The organism is Streptosporangium sp. NPDC050148 (assembly GCF_055586505.1).
This window is the reverse complement of the sequence record NZ_JBVJIA010000005.1, coordinates 33,555-48,652: the sequence shown is the minus strand read 5'-3', so window position 1 is coordinate 48,652 and position 15,098 is coordinate 33,555. Positions and strand designations below refer to the sequence as shown.

Below are 15,098 nucleotides of genomic sequence, written 5' to 3'. Positions count from 1 at the left end.
TCCGCCGGTTCCTGTACGTCAGTGACCGCCCCGCTGGTTCCTGAGCGAGAAGACCGTGCCGGTGGCGGCCCGCAGCGAGCAGGAACTTCCGAAGGTCTGCTCGAACCGGACGAAGCGGCCGTTCCAGATCCCCATGGCGGACACCGTGACCGGGTCGTACTGCATCGTGCAGGCCACCCCGGACAACGGCTTGAGCCTGGAGGGGTCGCCCCGTACCTCGGACAGCACCTCGCACGCGCCGACCGCGTCGGGGTGGGTGCTGCCGGGCCGGTCGCACAGGAGCAGCGCGTGTCCCGCCGCGGGCAGGGGCTTCTCCCCCTGGGCGACGCTCAGCACGAGCGCCTTGGCACTGCGCGAGGGCCGGTCGCCGGGCGAGGACCGCAGCGGTCCGGGCCCGGTCTGGACGGGCTCGCCGGGATGCGCCGGCAGCGGGACCACCCGCGGGCCGCGACGGTCCGGTACGGGCGGCAGCGGACTCGTCACACGCGGACCGTGACCGCTCGACCCGTGCGACAGCAGATCCACCGCGCGCGGACCACGACCACCGGGCTTGGGCGACAGCGGGCTCGTCACCGACGGACCGGCGGAGCCCGGGTGCCGCGCGAGCACGCTCGCCGTCTCCGGCCCGGGGTTCGAGGACGGTGGGGCTGCGGCCGAGGCCGCACCCGGAAGCTGGAAGAGCCCGGCCACGGCCAGGCAGAGAAGACGCCGCATGAGATCCCCCGATGACGTGTGACGCGGATGCGGCCTCAGCCTCTCCCGCCCCTCCGGCCGGGGCAATCACCGGTCCCGACGTTTTTGCAGCTCATGCGGTTACGTGACCGGCCGCAGGCTTTTCGATCACGTGGAGGCAGATCAGACGGACCCCGGTGACTTCCGGTTCCCTCGCATTGATAACGAAATGGTATCGGTCCCAACTGATGTCTGCTTTATAGCTTTTTAACCCATCTTTGCCGAGTACGGTCACGTCTTGTCTCTTTACGCATGCGTGGGTTGCGTCCCGAGTGACCCATGACAAAGAAGGAGCTCCATTGAACTCCCGAGCCAAGCGCCTCGCCCTCCCCCTCGGCGGCGCCCTCGCGGCCGCCTCCCTGATCGGCACCTCCCTCACCACCACCGCCCAGGCGAGCGTCGACCCCGACGTCAAGTCGACGGCGCTCACCCCCTCCGGTAACGCGAAGGCCATCGCGGGCTACTGGACGGCCTCGAAGCTGAAGTCGGCGAAGACGTACCTGTCCGACTCCACCGTCTCGGCGAAGCTGAACAAGACCGGCGCGGCCAGGGCCGCCGCCGACGGCAAGCCCGGCGTCGTCGCCCCCACCGGTGAGGGCGGCAAGACCGCCGGCCGGTCCCGGAACGTGAACCTGCCGATCACCGTGGGCAAGGTCTTCTTCGTCGACGGCAAGGGCCAGGAGCGCTGGTGCTCCGGCACCTCGGTCCAGTCGAAGTTCCGCAACCTGGTCGCCACCGCGGGCCACTGCGTCTACGACACCGACACGAACAAGCCCTTCGGCAACTTCGTGTTCATCCCCGGCTACTACCAGGGCAAGGCCCCCTGGGGCGTGTACGTCGGCGCCAAGGTCAACACCCACGACGACTTCACGGTCTACGAGGACTACGACTACGACTACGCCTTCGTCAACGTCTACAACGGCATCAGGCAGCAGCCCGAGCGCGAGGTCGACTACAAGACCTTCAAGGCGCACATGGACAAGGGCGGGGTGGGCCGCGAGGACGCCCGGAGCGTCGACCGGAAGACCTACGACGAGTGGACCAAGAAGGGTGGACTCGGCAAGGTCGAGGGCGTCGACAAGGAGGACCAGGTCGGCCCGCAGTACAAGGGCGCCATCGCCGTCGCCGTGGAGACCGGCAAGTCCACCTGGGACAAGGTCGCTGGGAAGGTCTACGGTCTGCACGACGACAAGGTCACCCTCGGCGGCAGGACGCTGGACCAGGCCGACTGGCCGAAGTCCGACTCCAAGCTCGAGCCTCGCGTCGAGCATCTCACCAAAACCGAGTACGAGGCCTACAAGGGTCCCGGCCACAAGCAGGTCGACTCGAAGGGCAACTACACGGTCACCCGTTACTACCTGGTCAAGTACATCGCGAAGACCTCGTCCGCGAAGTACATCATCTTCCGCCACTACATCACGTTCGTGAGCGACGCGGGCCGTCTCGGCGACAACGTCGGCGGCCAGGGCTTCAGCTGGAACCAGAAGCTGGGCAAGAAGGTCTTCACCTTCGGCTACCCGACCTCCGCGCACCTGGACGGCGACAAGCCCTACTCCGGTCACACCCAGAAGTGGTGCTACGGCAAGACCGCCGCAGCGCCCGTGGTGCCGGGATACAAGGCCGAGGAGCACCAGGCGATCAAGTGCGCCTTCACCCCCGGTGCCAGCGGCGGCCCCTTCCTGCTGCAGTACAAGAACAGTAAGAGGACCGGCTACCTCAACGGCGTCGTCAGCCTGACGATCGACAGCGACAAGAACGGCCGCTACGACCGCGTCACCACCCCGTACTTCAATGGTGACACGTACGGCATCTACCGGCACGCCGCCAACCTCTGGACCGGGAAGCTCCCCTCCTAGGGAGACGACCGCGCGAGCGAGAGGAAGGGCCCGGCGCGTGCCGGGCCCTTTGCGCACCTTGACGGGGGTCTTATACACCCTCGGACAGACTCGACCGATACGCAGTACGACAGGATCGCTCCAACCGTCTGCCCATAATCGAGTTGATCTGGAAAAATCAATCTCTGCACCTCCCGCCGGCACCTCGCGCCGCCCCTGAAAGGAAATCCCCTCATGCCCTCCCGCGTACGGCGGCTCACGGCCACACTGGGCGCGCTGGTCGCCGCCTGTGTGACCATGACGTCGGCCTTCGCCGGGAGCGCCGCGGCCGGTCCGGTCTACGGGGTGCCCAACGGCATCACCTCCATCACCCTGACCAAGACCGCCGCCGACATGAAGCGGATCGCGGAGTACTGGAGCCCGGCCAGGCTCAAGCAGGCCGCGGACAACGCCCCGGCGGGACCCGACGCGACGAAGTCCGGTGCCACCTCCTCCTCGGCCTCCCCCACCGCCTCCGCTTCCGGCGGTACCGCGGCGGGCGGTACGGCCATCTCCGCCTCGGCCATCTCCGCCTCGGCCACCGGAGAGACCTCGACGACGGCCACGAGCCTGCAGAGCACCCTCGGCACCCTCGGGAGAGCCACCGGTTCGGGTTCCTCCGTACCGATCGTCAAGCCGGTCCTGCCGAAGAAGCGGTCCCCGGCCTCCAACGGCTCCCCGCTGACCGTCGGCAAGGTGTTCTTCCAGATCGGCGGCAGGGACTACTGGTGCTCGGCCTCCTCGGTGGCGGCGGCCAACCGCAACCTGGTCGCGACCGCCGGACACTGCGCCTACGACGCCAAGACGGGCAGCCAGGCCGAGTACTGGATCTTCATCCCCGGCTACGACAAGGGAGAGACCCCGTACGGGATCTACGTCGGTCACTCGCTCAACCTGCACGAGGACTTCGTCGGCAAGGGCGACTTCGACTACGACTACGCGTTCATCACCGTGCACGACGGCTTCCGCTGGAAGGCGGGCAAGACGGCCGGCAGCTACGCGATGGAGGACGTCGGGAGCCTGCAGGACAACGTCGGTGGGCAGGGGCTGACGACCAACCGGGGCGTGGGCCTGCTCACGCTGGCCTTCGGCTATCCCGCGGCCCCGCACGCCGACGGGAGCAGGCCCTACAACGGCCAGGTGCTCAAGTCGTGCGACGGCCGCACGATCAAGGTGCGGGCCCCGGGCCGCCTGGTCGAACACGGGACGGCCCTGACGTGCGGTTTCACCAACGGTGCGAGTGGCGGCCCGTGGCTGATCGCCTTCGACCCCAAGCACGCCGTCGGGTATCTCAACGGCGTCAACAGCTTCGCCTGGGACACCAACGGCGACCGCAGGTACGACAGGATCTCCTCCCCGTACTTCATCGCGTCGACCTACGTGATTTACAAGTGGGCGACCGCTCAGCACGCGCCCCGAGCATAAAGGAACCTTAAGAGAGGCTTAAGAGGGACTTATCGCGGGTTTGCCCGGACGCTCCGTGCATAGGTTCGTTGCTTGTCGTCCCGCAGTTCCCGGACTCTCCCGGGAGCGTTGCAGCGCAAGGAGCCAGTCTTTTGAAGCACTCTCTTCTCCCTCTCGGTGGTGCCGCAGCCGTCACCACCCTGCTGGCCACCACCCTGGCCGGCACCGCACAGGCCGCCCCGGACTGGGCGACCGACCCGATGGCCAAGAACAACTCCTCGGCCGTGTCGGTCATCGACTTCTGGGCCGCCTCGAACTTCGCCGCCCTCAAGAAGGCCACGGTGTACAACCCCGACCCGGGCGGCCCGAAGATGAAGGTGGGTGGCGGCTTCTCCCCTGACGGCCGTCCCGGCACCGTCGGCCCGACCGGCTCGGAGAAGCCCAGGCCCTCGCTCGCCAAGAACGTCAACCTGCCCAGGACCCTGGGCAAGGTGTTCTTCGTGGTCGACGGCCAGTACCGCTGGTGCTCGGCCACCTCGATCCAGGGCAAGTACCGCAACCTGGTCGCCACGGCCGGGCACTGCGTCTACGACCCGGGCAGCAACGGCGACACCATGGACAAGTGGGTCTTCGTGCCCGGCTACTACCAGGGCAAGGCTCCGTGGGGCATCTACGTCGGCAAGAGCGCGTGGACGCACTACGACTTCGCCAACTACGAGGACTACGACAAGGACTACGCCTTCGTCACGGTCTACAACGGTGTCGCCTTCAACGGTGTCAAGCAGGTCACCAAGAAGGAGTACGCAGGCTTCACCGGGCCCAAGTGGTCGCGCGGCTCGCACTACTACATCCTGCTCTCCAAGGACGTCGGCCGCCTGGGCGACAACGTCGGCGGCCAGGGCTTCACCTGGAACCAGAAGACCGGCAAGACCGTCTACGTCTTCGGCTACCCCCAGGCCCCGCACCCCGACGGCGACAAGCCCTACAGCGGCGTGACGCCCAAGTACGTGTACGGCAAGACCTCGGGCAAGGAGTACGTCTCGGCGGCGGAGAAGGTCGAGGAGCACGTCGGCCTCAAGGGCGCCCTCACCCCCGGTGCCGACGGTGGCCCCTGGCTGACCCAGTACAGCAGCGCCAAGCGTCTGGGCTACGTCAACGGTGTCACCAGCCTCTTCGGTGACCAGGACCAGAACGGCCGCTACGACCTGATCACCTCGCCGTACTTCGACGGCGAGACCGCCGACATCTACCGCAAGGCCGCCAACGTGTGGTCCGGCAAGATCGTCGGCCCGAACGGCGAGCTCTACAGGTAGCTCGCACAGCTCCACCCAGAGCCCTTCGGGCCTGTGAACCATTCGCGGGACCCGGCCTCTCAGGCCGGGTCCCGCACCCGTTTCACCGGTGTTCCAGGCCTTCTTCCGAGGCATCGGAGAGCCGGCAGGCGAGCACGAGAGGTGCGGATCGTCGCTTTAGACGTGCGTTCGAGGAAATCGGTGCCATCAATCGGATGTGATCTGCATCACATCATGTCGATCACCTATGGTGATCGACCGCTTACACCACACTCGCCACTTTTATCTCACGGTTACATTCATCTGGGCAAACACGATCGATACACATCAGTCACCACATCGATACCACACCCGTTCAAACATCACGGATGGGTCACGGGGGTGGGGGCGGATCTTTACCCCTCGAAGTGGCTTCCGATGCCCAAGATCCACACTGTATGTTTCAGGCATTCCCTTTACTGACGCATGGGACGCAAGAAGCGTTCCACATCAGACCAAGGAGCTCCCCTTGAAGCGCATCCTCCTCCCCGCCGGTGGCGCCGTTCTGGCCACCGGTCTGCTGGCCGCCGGCCTGGCCGGCACCGCCAACGCCGTTCCGGACTGGGCCTACGACACCATGGCCAAGGACGCCCCGGCCGCGGTCGACGTCGCCGAGTTCTGGCTCAAGGCCAACGGCCACACCAACAACCTCGCCAAGGCGACTCCCTACACCTGGGAGACCAAGGCCACGCCGAAGCTGAACGCCGGTGGCGGTTACGTCGCCGACGGCAAGCCCGGCGCCGTCAAGCCGACCGGCGAAGAGACCAAGCCCTCCGCGAAGGTCAAGAACATCAACCTGCCGAAGACCATCGGCAAGGTGTTCTTCGTGGACGAGAAGAACGAGCTCAAGTGGTGCTCGGCCACCTCGATCCAGGGCAAGTACCGCAACCTGGTCGCCACCGCCGGTCACTGCGTCTACGACGACAAGGCCAACGCCAGCGTCATGGACAACTGGGTCTTCGTGCCCGGCTACTACCAGGGCAAGACCCCGTGGGGCATCTACGTCGGTAAGACGGCCTACACCCACTACGACTTCGCCAACTACGAGGACTACGACCGCGACTACGCGTTCGTGACCGTCTACAACGGTGTCCAGATCGGTGGCGGCACCGCCAAGGAAGTCTCCAAGGCTGACTACGACAAGTTCACCGGTCGTAAGGAAGTCAAGCAGCAGGAGATCTCCAAGGAGGAGTACGAGAAGTGCGTCCTGAACCTGGGCGCCTGCTGGTCTGAGGGCAAGAACACCCAGGCCGACGTCGTCGGCCCGAACCACCCCGGCGCCGTGCTCGAGCGCGTCGAGGTCAAGGAGTCGTTCTACAAGGCCGCCAAGGTCGGCCCCGGCAACGGCAACAAGCTGGGCGAGCCCGAGGTCGAGCACGTCACCCTGTCTGAGTACCAGGCCTACAAGGGCCCGGGCACCAAGGCTGTCGACAAGCTCGGCAACTTCACCATCACGCACCACTACGTGCAGCTGTGGCTCAAGCCCGGCACCGCGAAGAAGTACTTCAAGGCGACCTTCTACGTCCTCGAGGGCTTCATCAAGGACGCCGGCAAGCTCGGTGACAACGTCGGTGGCCAGGGCTTCACCTGGAACCAGAAGCCGCAGCAGACGGTGTTCGTGTTCGGCTACCCGGCCGACGCGCACCCCGACGGCAACAAGGCCTACACCGGTGTCACGCCGAAGTGGACCTACGGCAAGACCAACGCCCAGAAGTACGTGCAGGCCGCGACCAAGACCGAAGAGCACGTCGGTCTGAAGAGCTCCTTCACCCCCGGCGCTGACGGTGGCCCCTGGCTCGCCAAGTACAGCAACGCCAAGCGTCTGGGCTACGTCAACGGTGTCACCAGCCTCTTCGGTGACCAGGACGCCAACGGCCGCTACGACCTGATCACCTCCCCGTACTTCGACGGCGAGACCGCCGCGATCTACAAGAAGGCCGAGAACGTCTGGTCCGGCTCGATCGTCAAGTAGTAGTAACTCCACTGACGATCACCCGAGCCTGAGCGTCCAAACCTCAGACTCGAACAGATTCACAGCACCACCAGCTCCACCCGAAGGGGTCCGGCACCAGCCGGACCCCTTCACCCATTTCTCCACCCATGACGGGAACGACATTCGTACGGAACGATGACGACGAAACGATGAGGGCCCGGTTGCGATGCACCGGGCTCTCATCGTTTCAGGTCTGTCAGAACATGGACGTGACCGCCGGTCGCGGCTCTCAAGGCGGCGACCCTCTCTCGGGCAGGACCCTCGGTACACGTCGAGCTCGTTCGTATCCGTGCGCCGGGCCGGCCTCAGGCCCTCTCTACTCCTGCGCCGGGGCGGGACGCAGGGGGTACGAGTCGACCGGCCAGCAAGACGCTCAGCCTCGGGAAAGGTCATCTGAGGACCGTGCTCGTCGCGCACTCGGACGAGGTCTCTTGGAGTGCTGGGTTTTTAGACGTGACTTTGGACGAAACGGTGCCATCAATTCGGTGTGATCTGCATCACATAGCACACGTGACCAACCGTCACCGCCCTCTCGCATCCCATCAGTCACTTTTACCCCAGACTTACACCCACCTGCGGAAACACCACGAGTGGCGGTCAATCCCGACGTGACCACCATGCTTCCCTAAACATCACGGATGGGTCACGGGGGTGGGGGGCGGATCTTTACCCCTCGAAGTGGCTTCCGATGCCCAAGATCCACACTGTATGTTTCAGGCATTCCCTTTACTGACGCATGGGACGCAAGAAGCGTTCCACATCAGACCAAGGAGCTCCCCTTGAAGCGCATCCTCCTCCCCGCCGGTGGCGCCGTTCTGGCCACCGGTCTGCTGGCCGCCGGCCTGGCCGGCACCGCCAACGCCGTTCCGGACTGGGCCTACGACACCATGGCCAAGGACGCCCCGGCCGCGGTCGACGTCGCCGAGTTCTGGCTCAAGGCCAACGGCCACACCAACAACCTCGCCAAGGCGACTCCCTACACCTGGGAGACCAAGGCCACGCCGAAGCTGAACGCCGGTGGCGGTTACGTCGCCGACGGCAAGCCCGGCGCCGTCAAGCCGACCGGCGAAGAGACCAAGCCCTCCGCGAAGGTCAAGAACATCAACCTGCCGAAGACCATCGGCAAGGTGTTCTTCGTGGACGAGAAGAACGAGCTCAAGTGGTGCTCGGCCACCTCGATCCAGGGCAAGTACCGCAACCTGGTCGCCACCGCCGGTCACTGCGTCTACGACGACAAGGCCAACGCCAGCGTCATGGACAACTGGGTCTTCGTGCCCGGCTACTACCAGGGCAAGACCCCGTGGGGCATCTACGTCGGTAAGACGGCCTACACCCACTACGACTTCGCCAACTACGAGGACTACGACCGCGACTACGCGTTCGTGACCGTCTACAACGGTGTCCAGATCGGTGGCGGCACCGCCAAGGAAGTCTCCAAGGCTGACTACGACAAGTTCACCGGTCGTAAGGAAGTCAAGCAGCAGGAGATCTCCAAGGAGGAGTACGAGAAGTGCGTCCTGAACCTGGGCGCCTGCTGGTCTGAGGGCAAGAACACCCAGGCCGACGTCGTCGGCCCGAACCACCCCGGCGCCGTGCTCGAGCGCGTCGAGGTCAAGGAGTCGTTCTACAAGGCCGCCAAGGTCGGCCCCGGCAACGGCAACAAGCTGGGCGAGCCCGAGGTCGAGCACGTCACCCTGTCTGAGTACCAGGCCTACAAGGGCCCGGGCACCAAGGCTGTCGACAAGCTCGGCAACTTCACCATCACGCACCACTACGTGCAGCTGTGGCTCAAGCCCGGCACCGCGAAGAAGTACTTCAAGGCGACCTTCTACGTCCTCGAGGGCTTCATCAAGGACGCCGGCAAGCTCGGTGACAACGTCGGTGGCCAGGGCTTCACCTGGAACCAGAAGCCGCAGCAGACGGTGTTCGTGTTCGGCTACCCGGCCGACGCGCACCCCGACGGCAACAAGGCCTACACCGGTGTCACGCCGAAGTGGACCTACGGCAAGACCAACGCCCAGAAGTACGTGCAGGCCGCGACCAAGACCGAAGAGCACGTCGGTCTGAAGAGCTCCTTCACCCCCGGCGCTGACGGTGGCCCCTGGCTCGCCAAGTACAGCAACGCCAAGCGTCTGGGCTACGTCAACGGTGTCACCAGCCTCTTCGGTGACCAGGACGCCAACGGCCGCTACGACCTGATCACCTCCCCGTACTTCGACGGCGAGACCGCCGCGATCTACAAGAAGGCCGAGAACGTCTGGTCCGGCTCGATCGTCAAGTAGTAGTAACTCCACTGACGATCACCCGAGCCTGAGCGTCCAAACCTCAGACTCGAACAGATTCACAGCACCACCAGCTCCACCCGAAGGGGTCCGGCACCAGCCGGACCCCTTCACCCATTTCTCCACCCATGGAGAAGCACAGAGACCATGAACGTGCTCAGACCGTCCATGGAGGATCACCGCGGCCGTGAAGGTGCTCAGACCGGACTGAGCTCCCCCACCCGCTCGTTCAGCTCGGCCACCGGAGGCTCCGCCGCGTGCGGATCCAGCCGGCGCCGCAGGTCCGCGACGTAGGACCGGGTCCTGGCCGACCGCAGGCCCTCGGCGAGCTCCAGCGCCGACGAGGCGACCGAGCACGCCTCCTCCAGCTCCCCCGAGGCCAGCAGCCCGGCCGCCAGCAGCGACAGGTTGAACATCCGCCCGCGCACGTAGCGCCCGTCCATCTGCAGCGAGCGCCGGGCGTGCCGTACGGTGTCCGGCCCGTCCCCCAGGTCGCGGAAGCAGTGGGCGAACTTCGCCGACAGGTAGGCCTCGTCGAAGTAGGCGATCCAGTCCGGCGCCTCCCCGGTGCCGCGGCGGTCGAAGGAGAGCTCGGCCTCGTGCAGGGACCTCGCGCACGCCGCGCGGTCGGTCAGCACGGCGTGGGCGTGCGCCTCCAGCACGTGCGCCTCGGCCAGCAGGGCGAAGACGCCCGCGCGGCGGGCCGAGAGCTGGGCGGCCCTGGCCAGGTCGAGCGCGTGGGCCGGCTGCCCGATGTAGACGGCCTGGTGGCTCATCCCGGCGAGGATCTCGCCGCCGAGCCCGTGGTCACCCGCGCCGCGTGCCAGGCGCAGCGCCTGGATCAGGTACCGCTGGGCCAGGCCGTGCTGCTCCAGGTCGTAGGCCATCCAGCCGGCCAGCCTGGTCAGCTCGGCCGCGGCCGACGCCAGTGCCCTGCCCGTCCGCTCGGTGTACGAGCCGTCGGCGAGCAGCGGCGCGACGGCCGTGTCCAGGTACCTCACCACCGCCGAGCGGACCCTGCCCCCGCCGAACCTGTTGTCCAGCTCACCGAAGGACCGGGTGACCTCCCGGATCGCCGCGATGTCGTCCATGCCGACGCGCCTGGTGCCCCCGCCCTCGGGGCGGCCCTCCGTCGGAAGGGTCAGCCAGCGCAGGGCCCCCGCGGAGCCCGCTCCGATCGCGAAGGTGGAGTCGAGCAGGAACCTGCGTCTTTCCACGTCCGCTCGCCACAGTGCTGTCACGGTCGAGATTCCCTCCTGCCACGTACGGGTGAACTCCTGCCCGAGGTCGAGAGGCGCCAGGACGGCCGGCAGGCCGAGATCCTCGGGGCCGACGGCCCTGCCGAGCCGGAGAGCGAAGATCTCGGCGAGCAGTCCCGGGACCGGGTCCCTGGGCCGCTGACCCGCGAGCCAGCGGAGCACGGAACTGTGGTCGTACCGCAGGCCGGGCAGGCCACGGGCCGTACCGAGATCGTTGAGCCTGCGGGCCAGTCCCTTGTGGGTGAAGCCCGCCTCGGCGATGAACCGCTGGAGCAGTCGATTGGGCTCGCGTTCCATAGTCCTCCTGGTCGTGAGAACCCCCGGTGCGCCGACGGCACGCATGACCGTCCATGCGCGCATACGCTGCCCGATGCACGTCTTACGCACATAGGTAACAGAGAGCTCTTTTTATAGCACGATCCGTGACGAGGCTCGGCTTTTCCGGAAAGCGCGAACGCCCCCCGCCGGTGGGGCGGGGGGCGTTCGGCGTCGGATGCCTGGTGGGCGGGTCGTACCGTGGACGCGCGGAACCCTTCGGGGAACGCGACCGGCCGGTCAGAGGCGGGCGACCCCGTCGGCGCGGGCCTGCGCGGAGACCGCGGCGATGACCGCGGGGGCGACGCGCTCGTCGAACGGGCTGGGGATCACGCAGTCGGCCGAGAGCTCGTCGCCGACCACCGCGGCCAGCGCCTCGGCCGCGGCCACCTTCATGTTCTCGGTGATCGTGGTGGCGCGGACGTCCATGGCGCCCCGGAAGACGCCCGGGAAGGCCAGCACGTTGTTGATCTGGTTGGGGAAGTCGGAGCGGCCGGTGGCGACCACCCTGGCGTACTTCCGCGCGATCTCCGGCCGCACCTCGGGGGTCGGGTTGGACAGCGCGAACACGATCGAGTCGGGTGCCATCGACGCGATGGCCTCCTCCGACACCGTCGAGCCCGACAGCCCGACGAACACGTCCGCCCCGGCCAGCGCCCGCTCGATGGACCCGCTCAGCCCGGCCCTGTTGCTGTCGCGCGCCAGGGCCTGCTTCACCGGGTTGAGCCCGTCGCGGCCCTCGTGGATGAGCCCCTTGGAGTCGGCCACCGCGATGTCGCCGACCCCGGCGTCGAGCAGGAACCTGCTGACCGCGATCCCGGAGGCCCCGGCACCCGCGACCACGACCCGCAGCTCGCCCAGCGACCGGCCGGTCAGCCGCGCCGCGTTCCTCAGTGCGGCCAGGGTGACGATCGCGGTGCCGTGCTGGTCGTCGTGGAAGACCGGGATGTCGAGGATCTCCCGCAGGCGCGCCTCGACCTCGAAGCAGCGGGGCGCGCTGATGTCCTCGAGGTTGATCCCCCCGAAGGAGGGGGCGAGCCGGACGACGGTCTCGACCAGCTCGTCCACGCCGGTGCAGTCGAGGCAGATGGGCACCGCGTCGACGCCCGCGAACTGCTTGAACAGCAGGGCCTTGCCCTCCATGACCGGCATGGCGGCGGCGGGCCCGATGTCCCCGAGGCCGAGCACCGCGGTGCCGTCGGAGACGACGGCGACCACGTTGGAGATCCAGGTGTAGTCCTTGGCCAGCTCGGGCGCGTCGGCGATCGCGCTGCAGACCCTGGCGACGCCCGGCGTGTAGGCGAGTGCCAGGTCGCCCGCGTCGCGGACCGGGACGGTGGAACGGATCTCCAGCTTGCCCCCGCGGTGCAGGGCGAAGGCCGGGTCCAGATCGAGGGATTGGAGGGCTTCGAGAGAAGCGGAGGATGGCGTGACGGCCACAGCGACCCCTGTAGTTCAGTCAGACAGACGGATGTTTCCTTCGGAGACGGCCGGAGAGAGCCTGGTCCCGGGCTTCGGTAGCCGCTCGGGACCTGCTCGCTGAGCACGGTCGTCTGGAGGGGTACGGGGGTCACCCGTTGCTCGATTGTGCCACATGTTGAGACCGCGGCCGTTGAGGAAATCCCGCACGTTCGCGGTCCCGGTGTTAACCTCGCCACACCGTGTAATACTCGAAGTCCACCACACCTCTTACATCGACGGATCCCCAGATGGACCTCACCTCCTATGCCGAGCTGGCCGTCCTACTGATCAACAGCCCCGAGCGGCTGAACGGTCTGGAAGGGCTGCGCCTGCTGCTGGAAGAGGGCGGACGCTACCGCCCCGGCTGCCGCATCACCAGGAGCGACCTGGAGGCCCTGCGCGACCTGCGCGAGGAGCTTCTGATCGTGTTCGAGACCGCCGAGCTGGGTGACGAGGAGGCGGTGGTCGACCGGCTCAACTCGCTGCTGATCCACCACCCGGTCCAGCCGCAGATCTCGGGCCACGACGGCGAGCGCTGGCACCTGCACCTGACCGAGGGCGGCCGGATGGCCGACCAGTACGCGGTGGGCGCGGTGATGGGACTCGCCACCATGATCACCGACCTCGGGGTCGACCGGCTCGGCCTCTGCCAGGCGTCCCCCTGCCGCCGGGCCTACCTGGACACCTCATCCAACCGGTCGCGCCGCTACTGCTCGGAGCGGTGCGCCAGCCGCGCCAACGTCGCCGCCTACCGGGCCCGCCAGAAGGTCGGCCAGTAGCGCAGCACCACCCGGCCGACGATCGCGGACGGCGCCAGGGCCCCGAAGTCCCAGCTGTCGCGCCGGCCGGGAGCCCGCTGGTTCTCGCTCTCCAGCCACCAGCCGTCGTCGTCCCGCCAGGCGGCCCGTTTTACGATGAGCACCGAGGCGTCGGACGGCAGGCGGGCGACGACCAGATCACCGGGGCGTACGGGCGCGCCGCGGCGCACCCAGAGCCAGTCCCCCGGCCGCAGTACCGGGAGCATCGACTCTCCCTCGACGCGCACTCTCATCGGACGCAACCCCCTCCCACGCGGGCATTCGGAGACGAGTAAGGTCGTTGAACGGACCATTCAGTACCTGGCATCAAGGAAGGATTCCGATGCTCGCACGACTTCTGCGTCCCAAGCACATCGCGTCGGCCCATTGCGACCTGCCCTGCGGCGTTTACGACCCGGCCCAGGCCCGTATCGAGGCCGAGTCGGTCAAGGCCATCATGGAGAAGTACGCCGCCAACGAGGACCCGGCGTTCCGTACCCGTGCGCTGATCATCAAGGAGCAGCGGGCCGATCTGGTCAAGCACCACCTGTGGGTGCTGTGGACCGACTACTTCAAGCCCCAGCACCTGGAGACCTACCCGCAGCTGCACCAGCTGTTCTGGGAGGCCACCAAGCTCGCCGGTGCGGGCGGCGGCAAGGGCACGACCGACGTCGCCAAGGCCGACGAGCTGCTCGCCAAGATCGACGAGATCTCCAAGATCTTCTGGGAGACCAAGGCCGCCTGACCCTCGGGAGGCGTCCTCATATTGATCACCCTGCCCGGATCAGGGAAGCGCTCCGGCGCTCCCTTGATCCGGGCAGGAACCCTCCCGGGACCCCGTCAGGGCCCATGCCCAGCGACCCTTATGGGGGACTCCCGTGAGGCCGCGCCGACGACTGGACCGAGGAGAGGAGGATCGTGAGGAACGAACGATCCCCCTCGACGAGGGAAGGAGCCGGGTAAGAGCGGCCTCACCGCGACGCGAAGCGTCGCCATGAATACAGAGCCGGGTCTGAGCGGCCTCACCGTGACGCGCAGCGTCGCCATGGGCACCTCTCACCGCGACGCGAAGCGTCGCCATGAAACAGCGTCGCGATAGACACCATCAACATCACCAATAAACGCCCTCAAATCGCCCTGATCGCGAGTCCAAGCGGGCCAACTGGCGTCTCAGGGCTGTAGGTTGCAGTCAGCGACTCTGCGAGGAGGAACGTGACCGAACACACCGAGGCGCCCGCGGTCGGCATGGGCGAGATCCGTGACGTGGTGAGCGTCCGGCTGCCGGCTGCGAGTGCCTATCTGTCCGTCCTGCGCACGGCCACGGCCGCGCTCGCGGTACGGCTGGACTTCACGCTGGACGAGATCGAGGATCTTCGGATCGCGGTCGACGAGGCGTGTGCGATGTTGCTCACCCAGGCCGTTCCCGGCACCGATCTGACCGCCGAGTTCGAGCTCACCGGCCAGCTGATGAAGGTACGCGTCGAGGTCGGCACGGTGGGGAACACCCCGCCGAAGCGTGACGACTTCGCGTGGATGGTGCTCACCGCCCTGGCCGACGATGTGGATGCCGTAACCGACTCCCCCGACCGTATGGCGATCGTCCTCCGCAAGCGCCGAGGCGCGGCGAGGCCGGCGTGACGGAAAGGACTC

The 15,098-nt window shown here is 67.0% G+C and carries 12 protein-coding genes; 8 read left to right on the top strand and 4 right to left on the bottom strand.

Annotated elements, in window-relative coordinates; all coding sequences use genetic code 11:
* Positions 1-18: 18 nt before the first annotated feature.
* Positions 19-483 (bottom strand): SSI family serine proteinase inhibitor, encoded by a 465-nt coding sequence (locus ACZ6RT_RS06680; protein ID WP_470152482.1) that lies wholly within the window; start codon positions 481-483, stop codon positions 19-21.
* Between the two features lie 548 nt (positions 484-1,031).
* On the opposite strand from ACZ6RT_RS06680, the gene ACZ6RT_RS06675 reads away from it, so the two are divergent.
* The 5 genes from ACZ6RT_RS06675 (at position 1,032) to ACZ6RT_RS06655 (ending at position 9,616) form a co-directional block, all read left to right on the top strand.
* Positions 1,032-2,588 carry a trypsin-like serine peptidase gene (locus tag ACZ6RT_RS06675; protein WP_470152481.1) on the top strand — a complete coding sequence of 519 codons (1,557 nt, stop codon included), beginning with the start codon at positions 1,032-1,034 and terminating at the stop codon, positions 2,586-2,588.
* Between the two features lie 213 nt (positions 2,589-2,801).
* Positions 2,802-4,031 (top strand): trypsin-like serine peptidase, encoded by a 1,230-nt coding sequence (locus ACZ6RT_RS06670; protein WP_470152480.1) that lies wholly within the window; start codon positions 2,802-2,804, stop codon positions 4,029-4,031.
* Positions 4,032-4,162: 131 nt separating this feature from the next.
* Entirely contained in the window at positions 4,163-5,323 is a 1,161-nt protein-coding gene (locus ACZ6RT_RS06665) for a trypsin-like serine peptidase (protein WP_470152479.1), read from the top strand.
* A gap of 487 nt (positions 5,324-5,810) precedes the next feature.
* On the top strand, positions 5,811-7,313 hold the full coding sequence (locus tag ACZ6RT_RS06660; RefSeq protein ID WP_470152478.1) for a trypsin-like serine peptidase: 1,503 nt from the start codon (positions 5,811-5,813) through the stop codon (positions 7,311-7,313).
* A gap of 800 nt (positions 7,314-8,113) precedes the next feature.
* The gene (locus ACZ6RT_RS06655; protein ID WP_470152478.1) at positions 8,114-9,616 is read left to right on the top strand and encodes a trypsin-like serine peptidase; all 1,503 of its coding nucleotides are present in this window, start codon (positions 8,114-8,116) and stop codon (positions 9,614-9,616) included.
* A gap of 197 nt (positions 9,617-9,813) precedes the next feature.
* Here ACZ6RT_RS06655 and ACZ6RT_RS06650 read toward each other — a convergent pair whose 3' ends face one another.
* Together ACZ6RT_RS06650 and ACZ6RT_RS06645 are read right to left on the bottom strand one after the other, a co-directional pair.
* Positions 9,814-11,172: a hypothetical protein gene (locus ACZ6RT_RS06650; protein ID WP_470152477.1), complete on the bottom strand. Its 1,359-nt coding sequence runs from the start codon at positions 11,170-11,172 to the stop codon at positions 9,814-9,816.
* 258 nt (positions 11,173-11,430) lie between these two features.
* Positions 11,431-12,630 carry an NAD(P)-dependent malic enzyme gene (locus ACZ6RT_RS06645; RefSeq protein ID WP_470152476.1) on the bottom strand — a complete coding sequence of 400 codons (1,200 nt, stop codon included), beginning with the start codon at positions 12,628-12,630 and terminating at the stop codon, positions 11,431-11,433.
* Between the two features lie 269 nt (positions 12,631-12,899).
* Between ACZ6RT_RS06645 and ACZ6RT_RS06640 the strand changes: the two genes are divergently transcribed.
* A complete protein-coding gene (locus ACZ6RT_RS06640; RefSeq protein ID WP_344893670.1) occupies positions 12,900-13,430 on the top strand; it encodes a CGNR zinc finger domain-containing protein in 531 nt (176 codons plus the stop codon).
* On the opposite strand, the gene ACZ6RT_RS06635 is transcribed toward ACZ6RT_RS06640, so the two are convergent.
* A complete protein-coding gene (locus ACZ6RT_RS06635; protein WP_470152475.1) occupies positions 13,400-13,702 on the bottom strand; it encodes a S24 family peptidase in 303 nt (100 codons plus the stop codon). The genes ACZ6RT_RS06640 and ACZ6RT_RS06635 overlap by 31 nt on opposite strands.
* Positions 13,703-13,791: 89 nt before the next feature.
* Between ACZ6RT_RS06635 and sodN the strand changes: the two genes are divergently transcribed.
* Together sodN and ACZ6RT_RS06625 are read left to right on the top strand one after the other, a co-directional pair.
* Positions 13,792-14,193: a superoxide dismutase, Ni gene (gene sodN / locus ACZ6RT_RS06630; protein ID WP_399186633.1), complete on the top strand. Its 402-nt coding sequence runs from the start codon at positions 13,792-13,794 to the stop codon at positions 14,191-14,193.
* A gap of 467 nt (positions 14,194-14,660) precedes the next feature.
* Complete coding sequence (locus ACZ6RT_RS06625) at positions 14,661-15,086, top strand: ATP-binding protein (RefSeq protein ID WP_344893661.1); 426 nt, start codon at positions 14,661-14,663, stop codon at positions 15,084-15,086.
* Positions 15,087-15,098 lie beyond the last annotated feature (12 nt).

Excerpts from the sequence above, each read along its gene's own strand:
- ACZ6RT_RS06670 (WP_470152480.1), top strand. The coding sequence starts at position 2,802 with ATGCCCTCCCGCGTACGGCGGCTCACGGCCACACTGGGCGCGCTGGTC.
- ACZ6RT_RS06650 (WP_470152477.1), bottom strand. The coding sequence starts at position 11,172 with ATGGAACGCGAGCCCAATCGACTGCTCCAGCGGTTCATCGCCGAGGCG.
- ACZ6RT_RS06640 (WP_344893670.1), top strand. The coding sequence starts at position 12,900 with ATGGACCTCACCTCCTATGCCGAGCTGGCCGTCCTACTGATCAACAGC.
- ACZ6RT_RS06635 (WP_470152475.1), bottom strand. The coding sequence starts at position 13,702 with ATGAGAGTGCGCGTCGAGGGAGAGTCGATGCTCCCGGTACTGCGGCCG.
- sodN (WP_399186633.1), top strand. The coding sequence starts at position 13,792 with ATGCTCGCACGACTTCTGCGTCCCAAGCACATCGCGTCGGCCCATTGC.